At 59.2% G+C, this 25069-nt stretch carries 15 protein-coding genes; 13 read left to right on the forward strand and 2 right to left on the reverse strand.

Features of this window, described 5'->3' with window-relative positions; all coding sequences use genetic code 11:
• Positions 1-14: 14 nt before the first annotated feature.
• Positions 15-974: a FecR family protein gene (locus DX908_RS10105; protein WP_158548662.1), complete on the reverse strand. Its 960-nt coding sequence runs from the start codon at positions 972-974 to the stop codon at positions 15-17.
• Between the two features lie 25 nt (positions 975-999).
• On the reverse strand, positions 1000-2268 hold the full coding sequence (locus DX908_RS10110; RefSeq protein WP_116392218.1) for a tetratricopeptide repeat protein: 1269 nt from the start codon (positions 2266-2268) through the stop codon (positions 1000-1002).
• Between the two features lie 163 nt (positions 2269-2431).
• Between DX908_RS10110 and DX908_RS10115 the strand changes: the two genes are divergently transcribed.
• From DX908_RS10115 to rpoN, 13 genes are all read left to right on the forward strand, one after another.
• On the forward strand, positions 2432-4816 hold the full coding sequence (locus DX908_RS10115) for a CHASE2 domain-containing protein (protein WP_116392219.1): 2385 nt from the start codon (positions 2432-2434) through the stop codon (positions 4814-4816).
• A gap of 36 nt (positions 4817-4852) precedes the next feature.
• On the forward strand, positions 4853-5707 hold the full coding sequence (locus tag DX908_RS10120) for a metallophosphoesterase (protein ID WP_116392220.1): 855 nt from the start codon (positions 4853-4855) through the stop codon (positions 5705-5707).
• 123 nt (positions 5708-5830) lie between these two features.
• Positions 5831-8275, forward strand: a complete 2445-nt coding sequence (locus DX908_RS10125; RefSeq protein ID WP_116392221.1) for an NAD(P)-binding domain-containing protein — start codon at positions 5831-5833, stop codon at positions 8273-8275.
• Entirely contained in the window at positions 8275-9147 is an 873-nt protein-coding gene (locus tag DX908_RS10130) for a hypothetical protein (RefSeq protein ID WP_116392222.1), read from the forward strand. Before DX908_RS10125 ends, DX908_RS10130 begins: the two co-directional genes overlap by 1 nt.
• A 10-nt stretch (positions 9148-9157) precedes the next feature.
• The gene (locus DX908_RS10135) at positions 9158-11038 is read left to right on the forward strand and encodes a cytochrome c3 family protein (RefSeq protein WP_116392223.1); all 1881 of its coding nucleotides are present in this window, start codon (positions 9158-9160) and stop codon (positions 11036-11038) included.
• Between the two features lie 9 nt (positions 11039-11047).
• Positions 11048-13054, forward strand: coding sequence for a heme lyase CcmF/NrfE family subunit (locus DX908_RS10140; RefSeq protein ID WP_116392224.1), 2007 nt, complete (start codon positions 11048-11050; stop codon positions 13052-13054).
• On the forward strand, positions 13051-13509 hold the full coding sequence (locus DX908_RS10145) for a cytochrome c-type biogenesis protein (RefSeq protein ID WP_116392225.1): 459 nt from the start codon (positions 13051-13053) through the stop codon (positions 13507-13509). Before DX908_RS10140 ends, DX908_RS10145 begins: the two co-directional genes overlap by 4 nt.
• Before the next feature lie 139 nt (positions 13510-13648).
• A complete protein-coding gene (locus DX908_RS10150; RefSeq protein WP_116392226.1) occupies positions 13649-20527 on the forward strand; it encodes a cadherin-like domain-containing protein in 6879 nt (2292 codons plus the stop codon).
• Positions 20528-20694: 167 nt separating this feature from the next.
• Positions 20695-21309: a ribonuclease D gene (locus DX908_RS10155; protein WP_116392227.1), complete on the forward strand. Its 615-nt coding sequence runs from the start codon at positions 20695-20697 to the stop codon at positions 21307-21309.
• Positions 21310-21451: 142 nt separating this feature from the next.
• Positions 21452-22141 carry an LPS export ABC transporter periplasmic protein LptC gene (gene lptC / locus DX908_RS10160; protein ID WP_116392228.1) on the forward strand — a complete coding sequence of 230 codons (690 nt, stop codon included), beginning with the start codon at positions 21452-21454 and terminating at the stop codon, positions 22139-22141.
• A gap of 63 nt (positions 22142-22204) precedes the next feature.
• The gene (locus tag DX908_RS10165; RefSeq protein WP_116392229.1) at positions 22205-22681 is read left to right on the forward strand and encodes an LptA/OstA family protein; all 477 of its coding nucleotides are present in this window, start codon (positions 22205-22207) and stop codon (positions 22679-22681) included.
• Positions 22681-23472 carry an LPS export ABC transporter ATP-binding protein gene (lptB, locus tag DX908_RS10170; protein ID WP_116392230.1) on the forward strand — a complete coding sequence of 264 codons (792 nt, stop codon included), beginning with the start codon at positions 22681-22683 and terminating at the stop codon, positions 23470-23472. The genes DX908_RS10165 and lptB overlap by 1 nt, the downstream gene beginning before the upstream one ends.
• Before the next feature lie 62 nt (positions 23473-23534).
• Positions 23535-24986, forward strand: coding sequence for an RNA polymerase factor sigma-54 (gene rpoN / locus DX908_RS10175; protein WP_116392231.1), 1452 nt, complete (start codon positions 23535-23537; stop codon positions 24984-24986).
• Positions 24987-25069 lie beyond the last annotated feature (83 nt).

The raw sequence follows: 25069 nt of genomic DNA on the forward strand, positions 1-25069 counted from the left end.
TCAAGCTAAGGCGCTTACTGGTCGCCCATGCACTCCAGCGAGCCGAAATCGTCGATCACGCCGCCCTGACCGCCATCCAGAATGATGCCGCCATCGGTGACGGGAATGCCGTCAAAGACGGGGCAGGCCATGGTTGGCCGTTCCACCACATTCTCCTCTTCAGGTTCCTGCGGTTCGGGCTCAACGGGCTCTTCTTCGACCACGACATTTGATTGCGGGATCTGGATATCCGGGACAGGCGAGACAGGCTCACCCGTCGGCACGGAGACCACTTGCTGGCCAAAGCTCTGCACAGCCTGCTGCGGCAGCGGGAACGGGCCTATAGGCGCAGCGCCCGGGCCGGGGATAAAGACCGCTGAATTGGTCCGTGTCAGCGTGACGGTGCCATTCGGCGTCGTGATCGTGACCTCGCCTTCGCGGGTGAGGTTGTCACCGGTGGTCGTGCTCGGGCCACGGAGGACGAGGATCGTTGCCTCCGGGCCGGTGGGTACGCCTTCGAACTGGCCCTCGAGGCCGGAAAGCTGACGGACAGCATCCTCACCGACGGCGCCTTCAACGATCGTCCCGCGGATCCCCATGGACGCGACGGGCGTTTCGATGCGGACATTCTCAGGGTTCTTGGCCGTGCGGCCTGACATGAAGCGGAACGCGCCTTTGGTGACGCGGGCCGTCATTTCGCCGGCATCGCTTTCGGGGTCATAGACGAACTCATCGACGACCAATTCAGCCCGCGGGCCGACGGTAAAGACGGTCTGGTCGACAAGCAGCATCTGCATGGCCGAATTGTCGCCTGACGTGATCAGGTCGCGCATCTTGATGCCGGTGCCTACAGCTGCGGCGCGGCTGGTGTCTTCATCCTCGCTCTGGACGGAGACTTCGTTACGGATGGCGGAGGCCTTGCCGATTTCCTGAGCGGCGGCAGCGCAAAGGCTGGAAGCCAGCAGAAGTGCGGTAGTGAGGCGTGTGATCGTCATGGTCATATTCTCCCCGTCACGTCCCTCAGAAGCGGTAAATCAGGCGGAATTCCCCGCCATAGCTGTCGAAATCAAAGACCGTCTGGTTGGAGGACCGGTCAGACCGCGTTGCGGCCAGCTCGATGAGGACTGGATCAAGCCAGGCGGCCTTGTCGCCGGTGAGCTCAGTGACCGGCACGCCGTAAGCGACGCGCGTATACCAGAACTCGTCGGCGCGCGTGCCCTTATACTCATAGTCCCGATAGATGAGGTTCGAGCTCAGATAGCTGCCATTCTGCCAGAAGACGCTGAAACTGCCTGCTCCGCCAAGGAATGTGTACGCGAAGAGATCCTCGAAGGCGTCCTCATCGACCATCTTGTCGCGATAGGAGACGCCGAGCGAGCCGCGGAACATGGGTGAGAAAACATGCGAGACGGTCAGAGAGGCGTCGGCGCGGGCGCCATCGCGGAAGTCCGAATTGTCGCCGGTGCCAAAGACGTTTGAGTAATTCTGGTCATGGTATCCAACCTGGAGGGTCCCGCGTGTCCGCGGAGTGAAGTCCCGCATGATCCGCGCCTGAACGCCAAGCTCATCCAGATATCCATCACCGCCGATGATGACAGTCCGACCGGACACGTTTGCGCGCCAGTCCATAAGGCCGGTCTCCCCGGCCACACCCGCGCGGGCGCTGGCAATCAGAAATTCCGAGAATTCGTCATCCTCAAACTGTTTGAAATAGGCATCGCCCTCACCGAACAGGCGAAGCTCGCTCGTGTCACTGAGGTCGTGTTCGACTTTCGCCCGGCCCCGAAGGACCAGAGAGAACTGATCGACACTTTCAATCGTCAGCCCATCTTCGGCGAGTTGGGAGCCCGCATTTTCGTCATAGCCAAGGCCCGCTGAAACGCGACCGGAAATCCTCGTGCGTTGTGTCTTCTCATTGGAGGCCGTGCGATAGCGTTCGACCTCAGCCAGCGCCTCAGCGGAGAAGTCGCGGCCTTCGAGAAGGTCCGCTTCGCGTTTCGCGGCGGTGTAGTCCCCAAGCTGGAAGAGCACGCTGGCATAAAGCAGCCGGGCTTCATCCCAGTTCGGCTCATCAATCAGCAGACGCTCGAGCGTAGCGGCGGCGGCGAGAAGGTCGCCAGCTTCCACGCGCTGTTGGGCGTAAGTGATGTTGAGCTGCTGGTCGGATGGATTGTTCAACACCTGCTGGAAGGTGATCTCTTCCTGCGCCGAGGCGTTGCTGATTCCGGAAATACAAAGCGACGTCGCTGTTGCCAGCGAAATCGTGATGACGTGCTTGAAAACCCCCACGGTTTTCTCCCCCGCTGACTGCTGCTCTTTCGTACCCCTCTGGGGTGTGTGCCGTCAACGACATAACCCTAAAATGGGAAGTCCAGAACATCAGTGATGCTGGACGGGCACAAACTTAACGGTTACCGTTTAAGCCGCAGGCGAGGGGCTGAGAGAGCGGGGCATGGCGAAGCGTTCCAGATTGATGCGCATGGGATGGCGCAAACGCGCGCTTCCGGCTGCGGCCGGGCTCATCGTGCTCGTCCTGACAGCGGCTATCCATTATTATAATCCCCTTTCCCTGAACCGTTTTGGCGACCAGCTGATGGACCAGTTCCAGCGTTGGGAACCCCGTGAGTATCAGGATGTTGGTGTCCGGGTTGTCGATATCGACGAGGACTCGATCGACCGCATCGGCCAGTGGCCTTGGCCGCGCACGCAGATCGCCGAGATGACCCAGCGCATGTTTGAGGCAGGCGCAGGCGGCGTGGCCTACGACATCGTCTTTTCTGAAGCGGATCGGACCTCGCCTGAAAATTTGCGCCCCACACTGATTAAAGGCGGCGCGACCGAAGAAGTGCTTGCGGGGCTCGAGCAATACCGCCCGCATGACGAAGTGTTCGGCGAAAAGCTCGGCGTGCTGAGTGAGCTCGGTGGCGCGGTCATCATGGGCTATTTCTTCGAGTATTTCGAGGGCCCGGACATGCAGCCGAAACGGCTTTATGGTCCATCCAGTGCCGGGGAAGTGCCTGTCCAAGCTCTGCCCAGATATGTCAGTGTGACGGACTCAATTCCTGTTATTAATGACAATGCCTATGATGCGGGTTTCGTCAGCACGCCGAAAGACCCCGATGGCATCGTGCGCAAGGCAGCGCTGCTGGCCTATCTCGATACGGGCACGCCTGCGGATGACCCCTTCGCCATCCTCGATGTCTATCCCTCGCTCTCGCTTGCGATGTATCGCTTCTTCCTTGAGGCGACGGCGGACACGACCGCGAAGGTCCGTGATGCCCGCGGCTACCGGATCGAGACTTCGACGGGCTCAGGCGAGATCGGCGCCAATGTCTCACAGATTGCGGGTATTCGCTTTGGCGAGAAGCTGGTGCCGACAACAGCCAAGGGCGAGCTGCTAGTTCATTTCACCGAAGGGCGTGAGAACCGGGTCATCCCCGCATGGAAACTGCTCGACCCGGATGTTAGCATCGAGGAGCTTGAAAAAGACTTCCTTCTGAAAATGACGGATGCGGATGGCAATGAAAGCTACCGGCCGACCCTCGTTTATGTCGGCACCGGGGCGCAGGGGCTTTATGACCTTGTTGCAACGCCGCTCGAGCCGACCCTGCCTGGAGTGCTGGTTCATGCTCAGGCAACTGAGCAGATGCTGCTCGGTCACTTCCTGACAAAGCCGGACTGGGCGCCGGGTGTGCGTCTCCTCAGCCTGCTGCTGGGCGGTTTGATCCTGATCCTGATTGTCCCAATCGCCGGCCCGCTGCGCAGTGGTCTTGTCGCGGTCCTGATTATTGGCGGGCTCTTTTTTGTTTCCTGGGAGCTTTACGTCAATCAGCGGACCCTTTTCGACCCGGTCTATCCGGCCATCGCGCTGGGGCTCGTCTACCTGATAACGTCGACCAGTAGCTTCATCCTGACGGAGGCGGAGAAATCCCACATCAATGGGGCCTTCTCCCGATATCTCTCGCCGGATATGGTCGCGAAGATCGCTGACGATCCGGGCTCGCTGGAACTCGGCGGTGAGAACCGCGACATGACGATCCTGTTCTCGGATATTCGCGGCTTCTCGAAGATTTCCGAAGGCATGACCTCGGCCGAGCTGACCAGTTTCCTGAACCGCTATCTGACGCCGATGACGCAGATTCTGATGAGCCACAAGGCGACCGTCGATAAGTATATCGGCGATGCGGTGATGGCATTCTGGAACGCGCCGCTGGATGACCCTGAGCATCATCGGAACGCAGCCCTTTCCGCGCTCGAGATGATGGATCGTCTTGCGGAAATGAATGCGGCCCGGAGTAATCCGCAGGCGCCGGAAAGTGAAAAACTGCCGGTTGAGACAACAATCGGGATCGGTCTTTTCTCTGGCGACTGTTCGGTCGGCAATATGGGTTCGGACCAGCGGTTTGACTATTCCGTACTCGGCGATGTCGTGAACACGTCATCGCGTCTTGAGGGTATGACCAAGCAATATGGCGTCGGCATCCTTGTGGGGGATTCGACGGCAGAACATCTTGGTGAGTTTGCCCTGATTGAACTCGACCGGGCGAAAGCCGTCGGCAAGGATAGCTGGCTGACGATTTTCGCTCTCGTCGGGGATGAGCAGGTGGCGAATGATCCCGCATTCGCCAAGCTGCTCGAGCTTCAGTCAAAGTTCCTTGCGACCTATCGCGAGCAGAACTTTGAGGAAGCTTTAACCATGATCGGGGAACTCTCCCGATTGGGCGCAGGTTTTGGGCTCGGGAAACATTACACAATCATGCAGGAGCGGATTGAGGCATATCTGGTGGATCCGCCGCCACAGGACTGGGAAGGCGTCTATGTGTTGCGGCAAAAATAAAAGTCGCGGATCCCAGATGATGCGGGAGGAGACCCCATGCTGATCGCTCAGATCACGGATCTGCATATTGGCACCGGCAACGATATCGGGGCCGAGGACAATTACCATCGCCTGCTCGCGGTGTTTGAGACCCTGTCCAAACTCAAGCGCAAGCCGGATGTCTATATTGCGACAGGGGATCTGACCGAAATCGGATCGGTTGCGGCCTATAAACTCCTCAAGCAGATGATTGATGAGGTAAATCCCGGCGTGCCGGTGCTGCCATGCCTCGGCAATCACGATGTCACCGAGAACTTCAAAAAGGTCTTCGGCAAGACGCATATCCATGAGGGCTTCTGTCAGTATTCGGTCGATCTCGGCGATGTCTGGCTGGTTGTCACCGATACGCATGACGAAACCATTCATGGCGGCGCCTTTGATGAGGCGCGGGCGGACTTTCTTGATCGCGCAATTGAGGAGGCCAATGGCCGCCCGGTGCTGCTAGCCATGCACCATCCGCCCTTTGTCACCGGCATCGACTGGATGGGGGCGCGCAATTACGAAGAGCCATGGCTGGTTCAGGTGCGCGACGTCATCAAGCGCCACAGTAATGTGAAGAAGATCATCTGCGGGCATATTCACCGGACGATGGACCGGCCCTTCGCGGGCAGCTCCTGCATCGTTTCGTCCGCAACGGCTGCGCAGGTTCATTTGGAACTCGCGGCGATCACCTCATCGACGGCGGATGGCCGTCCGCTGATCGTTGATGAGCCGCCGGGCTTTGCGCTTCACTGGTGGGATGGCCGTGAATTCGTGACCCATCACGGGGTCGCTGGCGATTTTGATGTCATCCTCGAATATCATGACCGGTTCCGGAACGTGATGCGGGATGTGTTCCACGTGCCTGAATAGGCAGGCGCGCTGGAGAAGTAAGAGACAGACAGAGCGTGCTGGTCTGGTGTGGGGACGCCAGGCTCGCGGGTTCTAAAGAGCGGGCAATTTTGGTAGGATTGCCCGGAGTGGGGACTGAATTTCGTGTCGGATAATTTTAAAGTCGCGATCATCGGCTCGGGCCCTGCGGGGCTCAGCGCGGCGGCACGCGCGGCGGCGCTCGGCATGTCCCATGTCCTGCTTGAGAAGACCGACCACCTCTCCGACACCATCTACAAATACCAGAAGGGCAAGCACATCATGGCGACGCCGGACCAGCTGGTCCTGCGCTCCGACATGTCCTTTGCTGCCGGGAAACGCGAAGACATCCTTGGCACCTGGGATAGTCAGGCGCTGTCCCAGAAGGTGAATGTCCGGCTCGACGCGGAAGTCCTCGATATTTCGGGCTCGAAGGGCAATTTCAAGATCCAGCTCAAGGGCGGCGATGAGATCAGTGCAGAGAACATCGTTCTCGGCATCGGCACGCAAGGCAACCCGAACAAGCTGCGCTGCCCCGGCGGCGACCAGCCCTTTGTCGGCTATCAGCTCGATGACCCTGCCGAGCATCTCGACAAGCATATCATCGTCGTTGGTGGCGGGGATGCCGGGATCGAAAACGCGCTCGGGCTTGCCAATCCGGATCTCGGCAACACCGTCACGCTGCTTCAGCGCTCGGACGGTTTTCCGCGGTCAAAGCCGGCCAACGTCGCGCTGCTCGAAGAGGCGCGGGCCGATGGACGCCTCGACTTCCTGATCAGCGCGTCGCCCAAGGAACTTCTAGCCGACCGCATGATCGTCGAAGCGAAAGATGGCGAGATCGAGCTGCCCTGCGACATGGTCATTGCGCGTCTTGGCTCTGCGCCGCCGCGCAAACTGATCGAGGGATGGGGGATCGAGTTTACCGGCCCCGACCGTGAGGCCTATCCGATCCTGTCGGAAGAATTCGAAAGCGTTGTGCCGGGTATCTTCGTCATCGGCGCACTGGCGGGTTACCCGCTCATCAAGCACTGCATGAACCAGGGCTATGATGTCATTGAACGGATCAATGGCAACAAATCTCTCAAGCCCGCCGACCAGCCGCTGCTAGAAGCGATCTTCAAGAAGGTCCCCGGCGGCAAGAGTGTCGATTACTGGATCGACCACCTGCGCAAAGACGTGCCTATCTTCGAAGGCGTCAGCCGCCTTCAAATGCGCGAATTCCTGCTCGATTCCAGAATGCATGCGCCGAAGGCGGATGAAATCATCTTTCGCCGCAATCAGGCGGGCTCATCCCTCTGGGCGGTTGTCGATGGCTCGGTGCAGGTTGAGATCAATCCCAATGATACGCGCCAACGGGTTGAGCTGGGGGCGGGGCAGATCTTTGGTGAGATTGGCCTCATCTCCGGCCGGCCACGTTCGGCGACCATCCGTGCAGGACGCAATGCGATCCTGATTGAAGTGCCTCGCTCAGCAGCGCTCAAGCTGATCGACACCATCCCGGCGGTGAAACGCAAAGTCGACACCATCGCTACTGAACGCCAGATCCGCCAGATCTTCGGCAACGGCCTCGATGTGAAATGGATCGAGAAGCTCATTGCGAATGCGGAATATGTCGACGCCCCGGCGGGGATGACGATCATCGAGGAGGGCTCGGACGACCTCGACGTCTATATCATCCGCTATGGCTCGGCGCTGGTGGAGAAGAATATCGGCGGCAAGGACGTCTTCCTCTCTTATGTGCCGGCGGGCGCCTATGTCGGGGAGATGGCGCTGTTCGAAAACCGTGTACGGACGGCCTCGGTCAAGACGGCGATCAAATCCCAGCTGATCCGCCTGTCGGGCGAGATCTTCGAGGAACTCTTATCGGCTGAGCCCGAACTGCGCGAACGCATCCGCGAAACCGTGGTCGAACGCCGCCGCCTCAATGCTTTCGTTGAAAGCAAGAAAGACAATTTCGATTCGGTCTCGGACTATTACTCTCAGGTTGCGGACTTCCTCATCTCCGAAGGTCTTGGCGAGGCGACCGACGCGCTCCTGATCGATGAAAGTCTTTGCGTCGCGTGCGACAACTGCGAGCTGGCTTGCGCGGAAACCCATCAGGGCATCTCGCGTCTCGATCGTGAGGCGGGCCAGGCTTATGAGAGCATCCACGTGCCGACCTCATGCCGGCATTGCGAGCACCCGCACTGCATGACGGACTGCCCGCCCGACGCCATTCACCGCGGCGCGGATGGCGAGGTCTTTATCGACGAAACCTGTATCGGCTGCGGCAATTGCCAGCGTTATTGTCCGTATGGGGTTATTCAGATGCAGAAGATCCCGCCGAAACGGCCGGGGCTTTTTGCCTGGTTCCTCTTTGGCTCCGGGCCGGGGCCGGGCCAGCCGAGCCAGAAATGGATCAATCAGAAAACCAAGGGCAAGGATGTCGGCAAATTCGCGGTCAAATGCGACATGTGCAAGGGCATCAAGGGCGGCCCGGCCTGCGTGCGCGCCTGCCCGACGGGCGCGGCCATCCGCGTCAGCCCTGAGAATTATCTGAACACGGTCAATAAGAATGGCGGGGGGCAATAATGGCTTTTGATTCCGCCAACCAGAAACGGCGCCAGCAGGCCGCCCATATCAGCTTCCTCAAACACGCCAATTTCAAATGGGCGAAGTTCGCACTGGTGATCTCGGTACTCGCTGCGGCCGGCTATTTCCTCCACGATCCGCTGCCGCGCCCGAATGGCGGCACCATTCTAGGCTATACGCTGGGGACAATCGGCGCGCTCCTGATCCTGTGGCTGACCATGCTCGGCATCCGCAAGCGGAGGATCGCGCCGGGCAACTGGAGCCTTAAAGGCTGGACCTCGGCCCATGTCTATCTGGGGCTTTCACTGATTGTCATCGGGACGCTCCATACCGGCTTCCAGTTCGGCTGGAACATTCACACCCTTGCCTATGGCGCGATGATCGTCGTCATTCTCTCCGGGCTCGTCGGTATCTGGTTCTATGCGGTCATTCCCGAAAAGATGGGCCGTAACCGGGATGAGCTGACACGCGAGCAGATGGTGGCGGAGATCAATGCCTTTGACCGTCAGCTGACCCAACAGGCCCAACCGCTGCCGCCGGCGATCTCTGATCTCGTCAAACAGTCCGTGCAAAAAACGAAAGTTGCGGGCGGCGTTCTTTCGCGTCTTGCCAAGCGCGCGCCGACGGATGCGACCGATAAGGCGCTCGAGAAACTGCGCCGCATGCATCCGAACATTGATGGCCCGGACCGTCAGGTCGTTGACCAGCTGATCGCGACGCTCGAGCGCAAGCAGACAGCGCTAGGCCGTGCCCGCCGCCATGTGCGCTACAAGACCATGCTCGAGCTGTGGCTCTATGTGCACGTCCCGATAACCTTCCTGCTTCTGGCAGCGCTGACGGCGCATATCGTCAGCGTGTTCTTCTACTGGTGAGGGCGCAGACATGACGTTCATCATCAGACAGATCACCAGACGGCCATCAGGCGATGACATCATCCGCGACCGCGAACTGCCGGGCGACGAAGTCACCGTCGGCCGCGCGACGCATAACGAGATTTTCCTCTCCGACCTGCGGGTTGGCCTCGATCACCTGACGATCTTCCTCTCAGGCACGCGCCTCTCGGTCGAAGCAGAGAAGGGGCACCCCTTCACGATTGACGGGCGTGAGCAGTCCAAGCTGACGCTCAGCCAGGGCAACACGAAGGCCATCATGGTTGGCCCGTTCCAGCTCAGCTTTGAAGCGGCAGAACGCGGTGTCTGGCGCATCTCGGTTGAGCGGGTGGAGCCGGAAGCTGCCCTGGAAGAAGATCAGGTCGATGAGATTTTCACCCTGCGCGGCACCCTGCTTGGCAAGCGCTTGCCCTCATGGGCCGGATATCTTGGCGCGATCTTCCTGTTCCTTGCCGTGCCTGTCGCGTGGTTCTACGGCATTATTCCGAATGCGGCGGATGAGGTTGTGGACCTTGACCGCTCATGGCTCTCGGGGCCCCTTTCGAGCGACCACGCCAATCTTGCGGGTGAATGTCAGGCTTGCCACCAGGCAGCCTTTGATCACGTCAATGATTATGCCTGCATCGAATGCCATGACGAGCTGGGCGATCACGCCGAGCCCGTCCTTTTGACTCAAGCCGTGCCTGATCCTTCGGGTGTCGACGGGCTCATCACGCAAGCCTCGATGTTCTTTGGCAAGGAGCGCGGGCAATGCGCCGACTGTCACCGCGAGCATAATGATGATGAGGGGCTGATCCTTGAGGCTTCCGTTCTGTGTGCGGATTGCCACACCGGGCTTCATGACCGGATCGAGACGGATCTTGAAGATGCCAGCAGTTTCCGGACGAGCCATCCGAACTTTCAGGCCGTGCTGATCGACACACCCGGCGCAACGCTCGGGGATGAGCCGACCTTCCGCCGCGTGCCGCTCGGCAGTGCGGATGTCATGGACAATACGGGCCTCAAATTCCCGCATGACCTCCACCTTGAAACGTCCGGCGGGGTTGCGCGTCAGGCGCAGACGCTGTCGGCAGAATACGGCTTCGGTGATGCGCTGGTCTGTGAGGACTGCCATTCGCTCGACAAGGACGGGCTCCTCTTTGAGCAGATCGAGATGGAGGCGAATTGCCAGATGTGCCACGCGCTCGACCTGCCCGATGAGCAGTACACGCGCGAGCTGCCGCACGGCAAACCGACCGAAGTCATCGCCCTCATCCGCGATTATTACCGCAACCGGACGATTTCAGACCTCGTGATGCCTGATGGCTCCTTGCGCCGCCGGCCGGGCGATGACCGCCGGGTGCGCCGCCAGCCGCGCCCCGAGACCGCCCGCGTCGATGCCATGGCGATTGCCGAGGAACAGGTCGCTCAGATCTTTGCGGAGAAAGGCGCCTGCGGCACCTGCCATGTCGTCAAACAGCCGCCCGCCGGGACGGTCGATTTCGACATCCAGCCGGTGCGCTTGATCGACAAATTCATGATCCATGCTGAATTCGATCATGATGCTCATGATATCGGCGATCTGACCTGTGACAGTTGTCACGAGGCGAAATTCTCCTCTCTCTCAACCGACGTGCTCCTGCCGCAAATCGAGACCCAAGCCGGGCTCCCCGGTGGCGGCGATGTCGAGGGCTGCCGCGAATGCCATGGCGATGAGAAATCGCGTGCGCCGCTGACGGCCTCGGCCTGCCTTGACTGCCATGGCTATCATGACGGCACCCATGCGCCGATCATGCGCCCGCGTGTGGTGGTCGATGCCAGCGGATCAGGTGGCGAGCTCAGCTTCAACCCGTCGCGGTGGGGACGCATTCCCGAGGGCGCGACGATCCGCTAAGGCGGCCCAATGATCATCGAACTTGGCCATTTCGCCCTTATTCTCGCTCTCCTCGTCGCCGGGGTGCAGACACTCTCCGGCATTGTCGGTGGACATCGCGCCGACCGGACCCTGATGGGGGTCAGCGGCTTTGCGGCTTATGCGCAGGTCACGCTGGTCATCCTCGCTTTCCTTGCGCTGATGCATGCCTATCTGACATCAGATTTCAGTGTGCGGAACGTCTTTGAGAACTCCCATTCGATGAAACCGATCATCTACAAGATCGCGGGCGTCTGGGGGAATCACGAGGGCTCACTGATACTCTGGATTCTGATCCTTGCTGCGCTCGGCGCGGCGGTGGCGGCGTTCGGTCGGCGGATCCCTGAGACATTGCGAGCGCGCGTGCTTGGCGTGCAGGGGCTGATCGGCGTCTGCTTTCTCGCCTTCGCGCTTTTCACTTCGAACGCTTTCCTGCGGATGGATCCGGTGCCGCTGGACGGCACAGATCTAAACCCGCTCCTTCAGGATGCTGGCCTCGCCTACCATCCGCCCTTTCTTTACCTCGGCTATGTCGGTTTTTCGGTCGCCTTTTCTTTTGCGGTGGCGGCCCTGCTGGAGGGCCGGGTGGACCCCGCCTGGGCAAGGTGGGTTCGTCCGTGGACGCTGCTTGCCTGGGCAGCGCTGACCCTCGGCATCGCGATGGGCTCATGGTGGGCCTATTACGAGCTTGGCTGGGGCGGCTACTGGTTCTGGGATCCGGTCGAGAACGCCTCTCTCATGCCGTGGCTGGCGGGCACGGCGCTTCTCCATTCGGCGATCGTTGTCGAGAAACGCGACACCTTGAAGCTCTGGACCGTCCTGATGGCGATCATCGCCTTTACGACCTCGCTCCTCGGCACTTTTGTAGTGCGTTCAGGGGTGCTGACCTCCGTACACGCCTTTGCCAATGACCCCTCGCGCGGTGCGCTATTGCTGGCGATCACCATTCTCCTGTCAGGCGGAGCCTTTACGCTCTTTGCCCTGCGGGGGTCCGCCATGCGGTCTTCGGGCAGCTTTGCCAGCGTCTCCCGCGAAAGCGCGCTGGTCCTCAACAATGTCATCCTCTGCGTGATCACCTTCACCGTGGTGCTGGGGACGTTCTGGCCGCTTTTCCGTGAGGTCGTGACGGGCGAACGCATTACGGTGGGCCCGCCCTATTACACGATTGTGACGACCCCGCTCATGATTCTCCTCGCCATCATCATGGCCGCGGGCATCTTCCTGCCGTGGAAGCGGGGAGACGCGAAGAAAGCTGCTGGTCGCTTAAAGGCGGCGGGTGTTGGCACCGTTGTGGCTGTCATTGCCGGGCTCTACTTCTCCGGCATCCACAATATACTCGCCGTTGTCGGACTGGCGATCGGCGTCTTCATCATCCTGATCACGTTCACGGATGTTGCAGACCGAGCGAAGCTCTTCCGTATTCCGTTTAAAACGTCGCTCGCGCGAATGCTTGGCTTTCCGCGCGCCTTCTGGGGCGGCTCAATGGCGCATCTGGGGGTCGGGTTTGCGATCCTCGGCATGGTCGGCACCTCGCTCTGGGTGACTGAAAAGCAAGTCGTCATGACGCCGGGCGAGACAGCCGAAATCGCCGGTCTGGACATCACCTTTGAGGATATCGGCGTCTACCGGATCGCCAATTATGAAAGCGAAATGGCCACTTTCACCCTGTCGAAGAACGGCCGGAAGATTGCGACCATGATGCCGGAGAAGCGCTGGTATCCAGTCGCTCAGCAAACAACAGTCGAGGCCGATATCCTCCCCCGTTGGGCGCATGACATCTATGTCGCCATCGGTGACCAGCGCGGCGAGGATCCGCGTAGCCGCGTCGTCAGGCTCTATCATCACCCGCTGGTCATGTGGCTTTGGGGTGGCGGAGTGTTGATGGTCTTTGGCGGGCTCGTCAGCCTATCCGACCGTCGCTACCGAATCGGCGCACCGACCCGGAAGAAAGCGGCCCCGGCAGCGCCCGCCGGGCCAGAGACGGTGCCAGCAGAATGAGAAATCTGATTTTCCTCGTCGTCATCGCCCTTGCGGGGCTCTCCTCCAGCCTCGCGCAGGAGGGAGAGGCAAGCGACGCCTCGATCGATGCTCGCGAGCTCGAAATTGCCGAGACGATTCGCTGTGTTGTCTGTAAAAACCAGTCGATTGCCCAGTCAGATGCCGAGCTTGCCCGCGACCTGCGGGCGATCCTTCGTGAGCGGCTTGAGGCGGGGGATACGGATGTCGAAGCCCGGGACTATATCGTTGAGCGCTATGGCGAATTCGTGCTCCTCAAACCGACCTTTTCGGGGAAGAATTTCCTCCTCTGGGCAGGGCCGTTTATGGTGCTTATTCTCGCGATCTTTGGCGGGATCGTCTTCATTGTCACGCGGCGCAATATTCCCGCTGGTAACCCTTCCTTAACCCCTGAAGAACGCAGCGAACTCGACGCTTTCCTGAAGCAGAAAGAATAGGCCCCAGCGGCCCTTTTTCACGCACCGCACAGTTGAATTTTAGCTTTCGATTAAGCTAGACGAGAGGGGCGAGGGGAGAGAGCGCGTGCCGTGGGGGCTGCGCTCATTTTCGCATCCCCTATACGGTTGCGAGGGCACCATGACCAATGATCGCGAGTTCGGCGAGCGCGGCACCACTCTTTTCTCGATGCTTGCTGGACAAGAGGATGTGATCAAGAACGGATCGCTCTCAGGGCCTGGCGGTGCGGGATTTGTGGGCACCGGCCCGATTATCCCCTCAACAGGATCCGGCACCGTTTCGGTGGCGTCGATCGTGCCGCCCAGCCCTGTGTTCTCGAACGCGTCGGTTCCCGCCGGCGCCGTTGTTCAGGCCGAGGATGATGCTTTCACGTTGGGCGAGGATGACACGCTCGCCGGCAACGTTCTTGACGATAATGGCAGCGGGACTGACGCCGCCCCTCAGGGGACGGAAGTTTTCGTGACCGAGGTCAACGGTCTTGCCTTCAACGGCACGGCCGTAATCGAGACCGCTTTTGGCGGCATCATCAATATCGACAATGACGGCAATATCTTCGTTGATCCGTCGGGCGGCTATGATTTCCTCGCCGCGGGTGAGGCGATCCAGGAGACCTTCACCTATACGCTCTCCGGCGCGAACACGATGATCGATCCGGGCGAGTTCGAAGCCGTCGTCAATGTTAATAATCTCGACTCAGAGACCGGCTGGGTCATTCTTGGGGCGAGCCCTGACGATTTCTTCGGGATTTCCGTCGCCGGTGCCGGTGACGTCAACCAGGACGGCTTTGCTGATCTCATTATTGGCGGCTATCGCGGCGGCAGTAATTTCGAGGGTCGCGCCTATATCGTTTTTGGCGGGACTCAGGGCAATGGCCCCCTGACTGTCGCGGATGGCAGCTTTGGCCTCAACGGCCAGTCGGGCTTCGCCTTTGCCGGGATTCAAGGCGTCCAGCTGATGGGTCAGGCTGTCGGCGGCGGCGGCGATTACAATGGCGACGGCATTTCTGATTTTCTGGTTGCCTCGCCGCGTTTTGATACGTCGGGCACGAACAATGCGGGCTCCGTCGATGTGATTTTCGGTGGGCAAGGCATCAACAATGTCGCCACTTCCGGTTTCTCCATTTTCGGAACCGGGCCGAACACTTATGCTGGCATCACGACCGCGAATGCCGGTGACCTCAATAATGATGGCATTGATGATGTTGTCGTTGGTGCATGGCCGGCTGATCCGGGTGGTCGGCTTGAGGCGGGCGAAGTTTATGTTGTCTTTGGCAGCCAGAGCCAGCAGGGCAATGTAACCGTCAGTGGACTGACGGGGTCGAATGGCTTTGTTATTCAGGGTGTCTCGGCGGGTGACCGCGCGGGCACGGCGCTTGCTTCCGCAGGTGACTTCAACGGCGACGGTATTGAAGACCTCATCATCGGCGCGACCCACCGGGATGTCGGCGCGATTGAAAATGCAGGCTCCGCCTATGTCGTCTTCGGCTCCAGTAGCGGTTTTGGCGGCACGCTGAACCTCGCCAATGCTGGCTTCCGCCTCGATGGCATCGAGGAGAATGACTATCTAGGGCGCTCGGTTTCCTCCGCAGGCGACATTAATGGCGACGGGATCGGCGATATCGCCGTCGGCGCCTTTAACGCAGCGCAAGGCGCGGCGGCGCACGCCGGTGCAGTTTATGTCGTCTTTGGCGGGCAGGGGATTTCCGGTACGCTCTCTGCAGGCGCTCTCAACGGCACCAATGGTTTTACCATTCGCGGTTTTGAAACCGATGCACAGGCTGGTGTGTCTGTGTCGCTTGCCGGCGATGTCAATGCGGACGGTTTTGATGACCTGTTGATCGGCGCCCACCTTGAAGGCGCAAATGATCAGGGTGCAGCCTATGTTGTCTTCGGCAGCGCAAATGGCTTTGGCAGTTCGATCAACCTCAACGGCCTTGACGGCACGAACGGCTTTAAAATTTCCGGTGCGCCGGGCGAGGGATATCTTGGCTGGGCGGTTGCCGGCGTCGGTGACGTTAATGGCGACCAGGTCGATGATATCGCGGTTTCTGCATTCGGGCTTAATGATGACACGGGCGCGGTCTTCGTTATTTACGGGCGCGGTACGCCGGTCGATGGCGAGAGCACAGCGACCGTTACGGTCACCTTCCAGGGCGAGAACGATCCGGTCGTTGCCAATGATGACAGCTTCACCGTCACCGAAGATGGTGGTCGTGTGGATCTCGAAGAATCCTTCCTGACGAATGATGTTGATCCGGATACGTCCGACACGCTGACTGTCGTGTCAGTGAACGGCCAGACCATTGTTGGTACTGACATCACTCTCACAACTGAGGGGGGCGGTACCCTAACTGTCTTCCTCGATGGGACTTATGACTACACACCTTCCTCATCAGCTCAGTCTCTGACGGGCGGTGAATCGATCACGGATTTCTTCACCTACACAGTAACTGACGGCACAGTTACGAGCGGTCAGGCGACGGTTTCGCTGGTCGTGACAGGTATCGATGATGCGCCATCAGCAAATGATGAGACCTTCACGACGGATGAAGATCTGGCGGTCATCGACTCCTTCTCTGGTGCTGGGAACCTCCTCGATAATGACTTCGATCCCGAAGGCGAGGATCTCATCATTACGGCGGTCGAAGGCTCGGCGGCCAATGTCGGTAGCACGATCACTCTGGCATCCGGCGGCACCCTGAATATTCAGAGTGACGGCTCGATCCTCTACTTCCCGCCGAGCGGCGTGGACTCGCTGGCTGCGGGTGAGCAGTTTGTGGATACGGCAACCTATACCGTCAGTGATGGGACGCTCGAATCAACGGCGACGGTCACGCTGGTCACGACAGGCGTCAATGACCCGGTCAGCGCGACGAATGACAGTTTCGCCCTTTTCGAGAATGACCCGGGCCTCTCGGGCACGGCAAATGTTCTTGATAATGACTTTGATGTCGATGCTTCGGATACAATTACCGTAGCTGAGTTTGACGGCGATCCGATCCCCGTCGGCGGCAGTGTGACGATGACGTCCGGTTTCGGTTCGCAGGTGACGCTTTTTGCCGATGGCACATTCCAGTATGTGCCGGGCAGCGGCTTTGACTCGCTCATGCCGGGCGAAACTCAAGACGACACCTTTACCTACCTCATCACGGACGGCGATACGACCAGCACGGCCTCGATCACGGTCACCGTGTCGGGTGAGGACGACGCGCCTGTTACGCTTACGGACAATTTCGTCCTCTTTGAGGATGACGGTAGTCTTTTCGCATTCTCATCAGGGTCGGCGAATGTACTGGATAATGATTCTGACCCGGAAGGCGGCAGCCTGACGGTGACGGAGCTGAACGGTAATCCGACATTCAGCGGTATGGCGGGAGCCACTTCCGCGGATGGCGCGGACATCTTCATCACTTCCTCCGGTGTCGTCGATTATTTTATCCCGGCGAGCTACCAGAGCCTTGATGACGGCGAATCGATGATGGACAGCTTCACCTATACGGTGAGCGACGGGAACACCTCTGTCGTCGAAACGGTCAACATCATCGTCAACGGCTCGAACGATGCGCCGATCGCAGCGGATGATACGGCAACGGCCTTTGCGATGTATCCGGGCCCGTCGATCACAGCGCTTGCGAATGGCCAGTTCAGCTTCGTTCAGTCAGGTTTCTCGGGCGGCGGCGCCGTATACGGTGTTTTCGAAGCCGAAGACCTGAATGGCGATGGCGCCATTGATCTCTCTGAGGTCACAGCTTTCGAAGCCGCGTTTACCGGCGGTGATATGGTCGGCGCCTTCAACCTTGATTTGAGCGGCCTGCAATATCTCGTCTTTGATCTCGATGGTACACTGGGCGATGGCACCAGCGGCGCTGCCGGGGCGGAAGGCATCATCTGGATTGGGGCTACTGAGCAGTATATTTCGGGGACGTCTTTCCTCAGCGCGAGCATGCCGGGCCTCGTTGATGACGGTCAGGAGTCGGATCAATCAACCGAATTCGCGACGGCTGACTCTGCTAAAAATGTCCTCGATAATGACACGGATGTTGACACCAGCGATACGCTGACGGTTTCCGAAGTCGAAGGGGTGGCTGGAAATGTCGGCACCCAGATTACGCTTAGCTCTGGCGCCCTTCTGACGATGAATGCAGACGGGACATATTCCTATGACCCCAATGGCGCTTTCGACTCACTGCCCCAGGGACAGACGGCCACGGAAACCATCACCTACACGGTGACAGATGGTGATGTGACGGATACGGCGCAGCTGACGATCACGATCGAAGGTACGCTTGACGGCGTTGTCGCGAATGATGATTTCTTCACGGCGGCTGGCGGCGCCTCGACCTTCAGCGCTGATGTCAATGACGACGATGTACCGATGGATACGCCGGTCAGCGGTGTGAACGGTCAGGATGTCGGCACAGGTACCACGATCACGTTGACCTCAGGTGCAACACTGACGATCAATCCGGACGGGACGTTCAATTATCAGTCGCCGGGCTATTTCTCGAATGCGGGCCTTGATGTCACGATTTATGACAGCTTCAGCTATCGTCTTGATGACGGCACGGTCAGTAATGGCGACCAGCCTAAAGAGCCGGTGACCGCACAGACATCGGCCAATCCTGATGGCGATCCTTTCCTGTTTGCCAATGAAGCATACGCCTATTTCGGGGCCAGTGTTGCCGGTATCGGCGACATCAATGGTGACGGGATAGACGACATTGCAATCACTGCACCGCGTTCGTCGAATGGCAGCTATTTCAATGCAGGTAAGGTCTATGTCGTCTTCGGGCGGACGGATGAGAACAATGCACTCGACCTCGATGCGCTGGACGGCACGGACGGGTTCGTTCTGACTGGCGAAACCTCAATCGGTATTATTGGCGCATCGATCAGTAAGCTCGGTGACGTCAATGGTGATGGGATTGACGACTTCGGGGTTGGCAGCGGCGTCTATGGTGATGGGATCTACGGCAACAAGGTCGCTTATGTGATCTATGGCCGGGATACGACGCAAGGCGACAGCTTCAGCGCGACTGAACTTGTCGAGAACCTTGACAGCACCACGACCGGTTTTGCGATCTACAATGAAAATTCGTATGCTGGCTTCGGGACGGTTGTTTCGGGGGCTGGCGATGTCAATGGTGACGGCTTTGCCGATATTTTGATCAGCTCGCCAGGCGACGATGGTCAGGGCTCGGGCGGTTCCTACGGGGGTCAGGGCCGCGCCTATGTCGTTCTGGGTACAGATCAGGCCCGCGCTTCGTTCGGGTCGGTTCAGGATGAGATTTCCGCAAATCAGGCATTCTCGGTCTACGGATATAGCAATTCTACCAATTATGGCTTCAGCCGCACGGCCAGTGGTGCGGGCGATATCAACGGTGATGGGTTCGACGATATCATCATCGGCGCGAGCTATAGCTCTAGCGTTGGGGCAATTACTTACGTCATCTTCGGTTCGAATTCGCTTGCAGGAACGGATGTTGACGCAACAGCTGTCGACGGGACCAATGGCTTCCTGATCGATGCGACGGGCGTGTCCACGGGACTTGGGCGGTCGGTCGCGACCGCCGGGGACTTCAATGGCGACGGCATTGCTGATGTGATGGTATCGGATTCCGGCTTTTCCAATGGTCTTGGCTACAATTCCGGCGCGACCTTCATCATCTTCGGCAAGGATTCAACGCAGGGCGATAACTTCGCTGCGACAGTTACCCCGCAGAGCCTCGACGGGACCGACGGGCTCAAAATCTTCGGAGCGACAGACGATTACGGCTTTGGCTTCAATATCTTCAGCCTCGGCGATGTGAATGGCGACGGGTTCGACGATATCTCGATCGGCACCGGCTACAGCCAGGCTGGCGGTCGTGCCTATGTGATTTTCGGCACGGATAACGGCTTTGGCGGCGAGCTCCATGCCTTCAATATTAATGGCCATAACGGCACGATTTTCGAAACGCCGGAGGGCGCCCCGAAATTCGTGGTCGCCGGAGATATTAACGGAGACGGCTTTGTCGACGGCATCATCGGTAACCAAACTGGCCAGGGCGTCAGCGGCTATAATGATGCCTATGACGGTGTCGTCTATGTCATTCTCGGCGATGCCGATGTTGGTAACGATCCGGCCTCAGCGTCGGTCTATATTGCGCTGACCCCGAACCCTGCCAGTGCCATCACCTTCGGTCAGATGACTGCAGCTGGAGACTTCTCCGGCACGGATTTTGATGATATGATCGAAGGTTCTAGTGGTAGTGATACGATCAACGGTATGTCCGGTGATGACACCATTAATGGAATGGGGGGTGATGACGTGATTATTGGCGGAGACGGCAGCGATCTGATCATCGGTGGCGATGGCAATAATCTGCTCATCGGCGACAATGGCGGGGTAATCCCGGTCAGCCTGTTAACCACACTTGATAACTCTGGAACACCTCCACCGCCCGTGACGCCTGACCTTAAAGGCGGCGTTGTGGATGCTGGTCCTGCCTATGGCAGTGTTGACCCGTGGGTGAACTGGGGCACGCAAAAAGGCGATGTTATCGACCGTGGCCCTGTGTCCGGCTTTGACCCGTCGCTGGAGCCTGACTTCGTCTATAGCGATGGGGCTTCGTCCTATGGCTATGACACGCCGAGTTCCGATGACCCCTTCGCGGTTGGTCCTGTGTCTGGTGTCGTCGTTGTGGCGCAGTCTTCTTATGCGCCTGACCTCGCAGGCGATCTGCCGCGCGGGCAAGTCTTCGGCAGCCAGTCATTCTATGACGGGCCGGATATGCCGAGCTGGATGGTTGAGCACACCATGTGGGAGGCACCCGGTTTTGACTATGACTTCCTCTTGGTCAGTGGCGAAGAGCCAGGCCCGGCCATTGCTGGCCTGCCTGAAGTCGATGGTCCGGTGCAGACCGTGATCGAAGAGCCCGGGCTGGTCGATATCGTGACGATCCTTGCGGGTGGCGGGCCTGTTCACATTCCTGATCCGCTTGAGGACGTCCATTTCTGATGCCCTCACGGGCCTTTGGAATGACAATGAAATTCCCAGAACCGCGCCCCTCAAGGCGCGGTTTTTTGTTGGGGTGAGTAGTGTCGGGTGCGTGGCTCGCCTGCGGGGCATGACAAGCGGTATGGTCGCTGCTACTTCGCCGCCCTTATCGCAAGAAGGCGCCTTTCATGACCGTTTTCCTCCATCACCAAGATCTGCCCCAAGATGTCAGCTTTGAGGGCGCGATTGCGGTCGATTCAGAGACGCTCGGCCTCAACCCGCTGCGCGATCGGCTCTGCGTGGTTCAGCTCTCCGACGGCAAGGGCGACGCGCATCTCGTCAAATTCGACGGGTCTGACTATTCGGCGCCGCGCCTCAAGGCGCTGCTTGCGGATCCCACCCATCTCAAGATCTTCCATTTCGCGCGTTTTGACATCGCCGTCTTTCGCCACTGGCTGGGGGTCGAGACGACGCCGATCTATTGCACCAAGATCGCCTCGAAACTCGCGCGGACTTATACCGACCGGCATGGCCTCAAAGACGTCACGCGCGAGTTGGCGGGGGTTGAGCTCTCCAAACAGCAGCAGTCCTCCGACTGGGGAGCAGCTGAGCTGTCGGATGCGCAAAAAGACTATGCGGCCTCGGATGTCCTCTACCTTCACAAGGTCAAGGCCGCGCTCGACGGGATGCTCGCGCGGGAGGGCCGCACAGCGCTGGCGCAGGCCTGTTTTGACTTCCTGCCGACCCGGGCAGCGCTTGATCTGGGCGGATGGAGCGAGACCGACATTTTCGCTCACAGCTGAGCGGGCCGGAGGGGCGAAACCCTTCGTGACCTTGTCGTCATAAATCGTAATTTAACGCGATCGTCAGATGAGCGGACCTTTCCCGGTGGCAGTCAGAGTGCCATATTCCGGGAAGTTATTTCGTATCGAATAGAGGACCGGCGTGGACCAGGCCGCCGACAACTTTCAGGATTTCGTGATGCGTCGCCCAGACAGGCGGCGGCTCTCGACGGCGGCCGTCAGCGCGCATTCCCAAAGGGTCAAATGGCTGCGCCTTATCGTACCGGCAATCGGCGCGGGGGTCCTGATGACCTATGCGCTGAGCGCAACCCCCCCGGTGATCGACAAGGCCTTCATGCGCGACTTTGCCAATATCGACACAGACGCAGAGAATATGCGCCTCAATCGGCCCCGGCATACGGGCTATGATCTTGAGGGCAATCCGTTCGAAATTGCCGCCGCCTCAGCCTTGCGGAACCCCGAAACCCCGGGGCTGATCTCGCTGGATAGCCCGCAGGCTTTTCGCGGCCTTGAGAATGATGAGGACGTGACGGTCCGGGCCTTGCGCGGTCTCATGGATACGGAAGCCAAACGGCTCGATCTTTCCTCGAGCGTGGAACTTGATCACCGCATCGGCGGCAGCGATTTCACGCTCAATACCGATGCGGCCGAAGTCGATTTCGAGAACAAGACGATCAAATCGGTGTCCGGCGTCAGCGGCTCCGGCGATCGCGGCACCGTTGCTGCGGATAGCATGACAGTTTATCAGGATGAGGGCCGCGCGGTCTTTGAAGGGAACGTCCAGTTCCAGATCGCGCCCGCCAAGAAAAAGGATGATGACACCGGCGGCTGATAGGGTGAGGAGACGCTCCGCACTATTGCCGCCAAGGGGTCACAGCAGGAAGGCCAAGGGGACATGCTGATTCTTGTATCGCTGATGGGGATGACGATGCTGTCGTCCCAGGACCTTCCCGCACAGACATTGCGGGATGATCAGCCGATCGATGTCTCTGCGGGCCGCTGCGAGGTTTTCGAGAATGAGGACACGGTGCGTTGCGAAGGCGCGGTGCGCGTTTCGCAGGGCGAGGCCATTCTCGCAGCCGACCGGATGACGATTTACGGCACGCAGGAAGAGGGCGGTTTCCGCCGGATCGAGGCGGAGGGCGCAGTGCGCTACGCCACCGGCGAGAATGCAATGTCCGGGCAGAGCGCGACCTATGATGCAGCCACAACGACCCTCACGCTGATTGGCGATGTCGTTGTCGTGCAGGCTGATCAGGTGATGACGGGCGGGCAACTCGTCTACAATACGACGACCGGCGCAACCCTCTTTACACCGCCCAATGGCGGCAGGGTGCGCGGTGTCTTCTACACCGCCAACGACGCCCGGTAATGGATGGTGCGCCCATAGACGCCGAGCTTGTCAGCACGGAAGGTGAGCCCCTCGGCGGGGCGGGCGCCCGCGAGGGCCTGCGCGCTGAAAACCTGCAGAAAATGTTCCGTAGGCGGCAAGTCGTCAATCATGTGAGCTTTCATGTCCGCCGCGGCGAGGCGGTGGGCTTGCTTGGCCCCAATGGTGCGGGCAAGACGACCTGTTTTTATATGGTCACCGGGCTTGTCCCCGCTGATGGCGGTTCGATCACGATTGACGGTTATGACGTCACCCGCCTGCCCATGTATCAACGGGCAAAGCTGGGGATTGGCTATCTGCCGCAGGAAGCCTCGATTTTCCGGGGGCTGACCGTTGCGGAGAATATTCAGGCCGTGGTGGAGCTTGCCCATAAGGGCAAGGAGACCCAGCGCGCCGTAACTGAGGCGCTGATGCGCGAATTCGGCATCATGCATGTCAAAGATTCAGCGGCGACAGCCCTTTCGGGCGGTGAGCGCCGGCGGCTTGAAATCGCCCGCGCTGTCGCGACGGGTCCTGACTACATGCTGCTCGATGAGCCCTTTGCCGGGATCGACCCGCTGGCCATCGCAGATATCCGCGAGCTGGTCGCGCATCTTAAAGATCGCGGGCTCGGCGTTCTGATTACCGACCATAATGTCCGCGAGACGCTCGATATCATCGACCGCGCCTATATCCTGCATAAGGGCGAGGTGCTGAGCGAAGGCACACCCGCCGATATTATTTCTAACGAAGACGTGCGCCGCGTTTATCTGGGGGAAACCTTCCAGCTGTAATGTTCTTTCTGGTGTGAGTAGCCCGCCACTTTGGGGAGTGCCGGGATCTGGGAGAGCATGAAATGAAGATTACGCCCAAATTGGAGGCGCGGCAGAGCCAGCAGCTCGTCATGACGCCTCAGCTTCAACAGGCGATCAAGCTTCTCCAATTGACCAATCTGGAACTGACCGAATTTGTGGAATCCCAGCTTGAGGAAAATCCTTTCCTTGAGCGGGAAGAGACGGAGCCGGGCGAGGAGGGGAATGTCTCGCTTGATTCCGGACGTGACGAGCTGACGCCGGCGGATGTCGACAAGTCGATGACGCAGAACGACACGCTCGATGGGGCTAGCCCGGGGGATGCCGGTGCAGGGGACTGGTCGTCAGTCTCCGGCCGGCAGGGGCCTGCCAGCGAGGAATATGACGCCGCGCAAAACAAGGCCGAGACGATCAGCCTGCATGACCATCTGACGAGCCAGCTTCATCTGGCGACCCGGGATGAAGTCATGCTGATGATCGGCGCGCATCTGATCGATATGATCGATGATGGCGGCTATATGCGTGAGGATGTCGGCGAGATTTCTCTTCGTCTGGGGGCGGATGAGGCACTGGTCGCGCGGACGCTTCGCCTTGTGCAGAGTTTTGAGCCATCAGGCGTTGGCGCGCGGAACCTTCAGGAATGCCTCAAACTGCAATTGCGGGATATGGGCGAGCTTGATGTCTGCATGGACCAGTTCCTTGAGCATCTACATCTTCTGGGGACGTATAATCTGCCGGCGCTTCGCCGCGCCTGTAAGCTGAGCGAAGAAGAGCTGTCGGCCAAGATCTCGCGCATCCGTTCGCTCGATCCCAAGCCGGGCCTCAAATTCGGCCATGATGCGGTGCAGGTCGTCCTGCCCGATGTCTATGTTACCGAAGCTGAAGATGGCGGCTGGAAGGTCGAGCTTAACTCGGAAACCCTGCCGCGCGTCATCGCCAATGAGCGCTATTTCTCGCGCCTGTCGTCGAAGGAGCATGGCGGGGAAGCCCGTAACTTCCTCAATGAGCAGATGTCGAACGCCAACTGGCTGGTGCGCAGCCTCGACCAGCGGGCACGGACGATCCTTCGGGTGGCAACCGAGATCGTGAAATATCAGGACGAATTCCTGATCAAGGGGATCTCCTATCTGAGGCCGCTCAATCTCAAGACGATTGCCGATGCGATCGAGATGCATGAGTCAACCGTCAGCCGGGTGACATCCAATAAATATCTGCATACCCCGCGCGGCATGTTCGAGTTGAAATATTTCTTCACGCCGGGCATTGCCTCACGCGATGGCGATCACCAATATTCCGCCGAGACGGTCCGTCACCGGATCAAGGGGTTGATCGAGAATGAGGATCCGGCCGATCCGGTCTCAGATGAAGCGCTTGTCATCCTTCTTGGTAAGGAGAATATCGATATTGCCCGCCGTACTGTGGCAAAATATCGCGAGGCGCTCGGTCTGCCTTCTTCTGTGCAAAGACGCCGCATCGCCAAGCGTCAGGCTGTCTGAATAACTATATGTAAAGAGTGCTCCGCAAAGCAGATGGGTGCCTTCCCACGCTGATTGCAAAGGCGCATATTAGCCACCCTGTT

This window comes from Parvularcula marina (assembly GCF_003399445.1).
GTDB lineage: Bacteria > Pseudomonadota > Alphaproteobacteria > Caulobacterales > Parvularculaceae > Parvularcula > Parvularcula marina.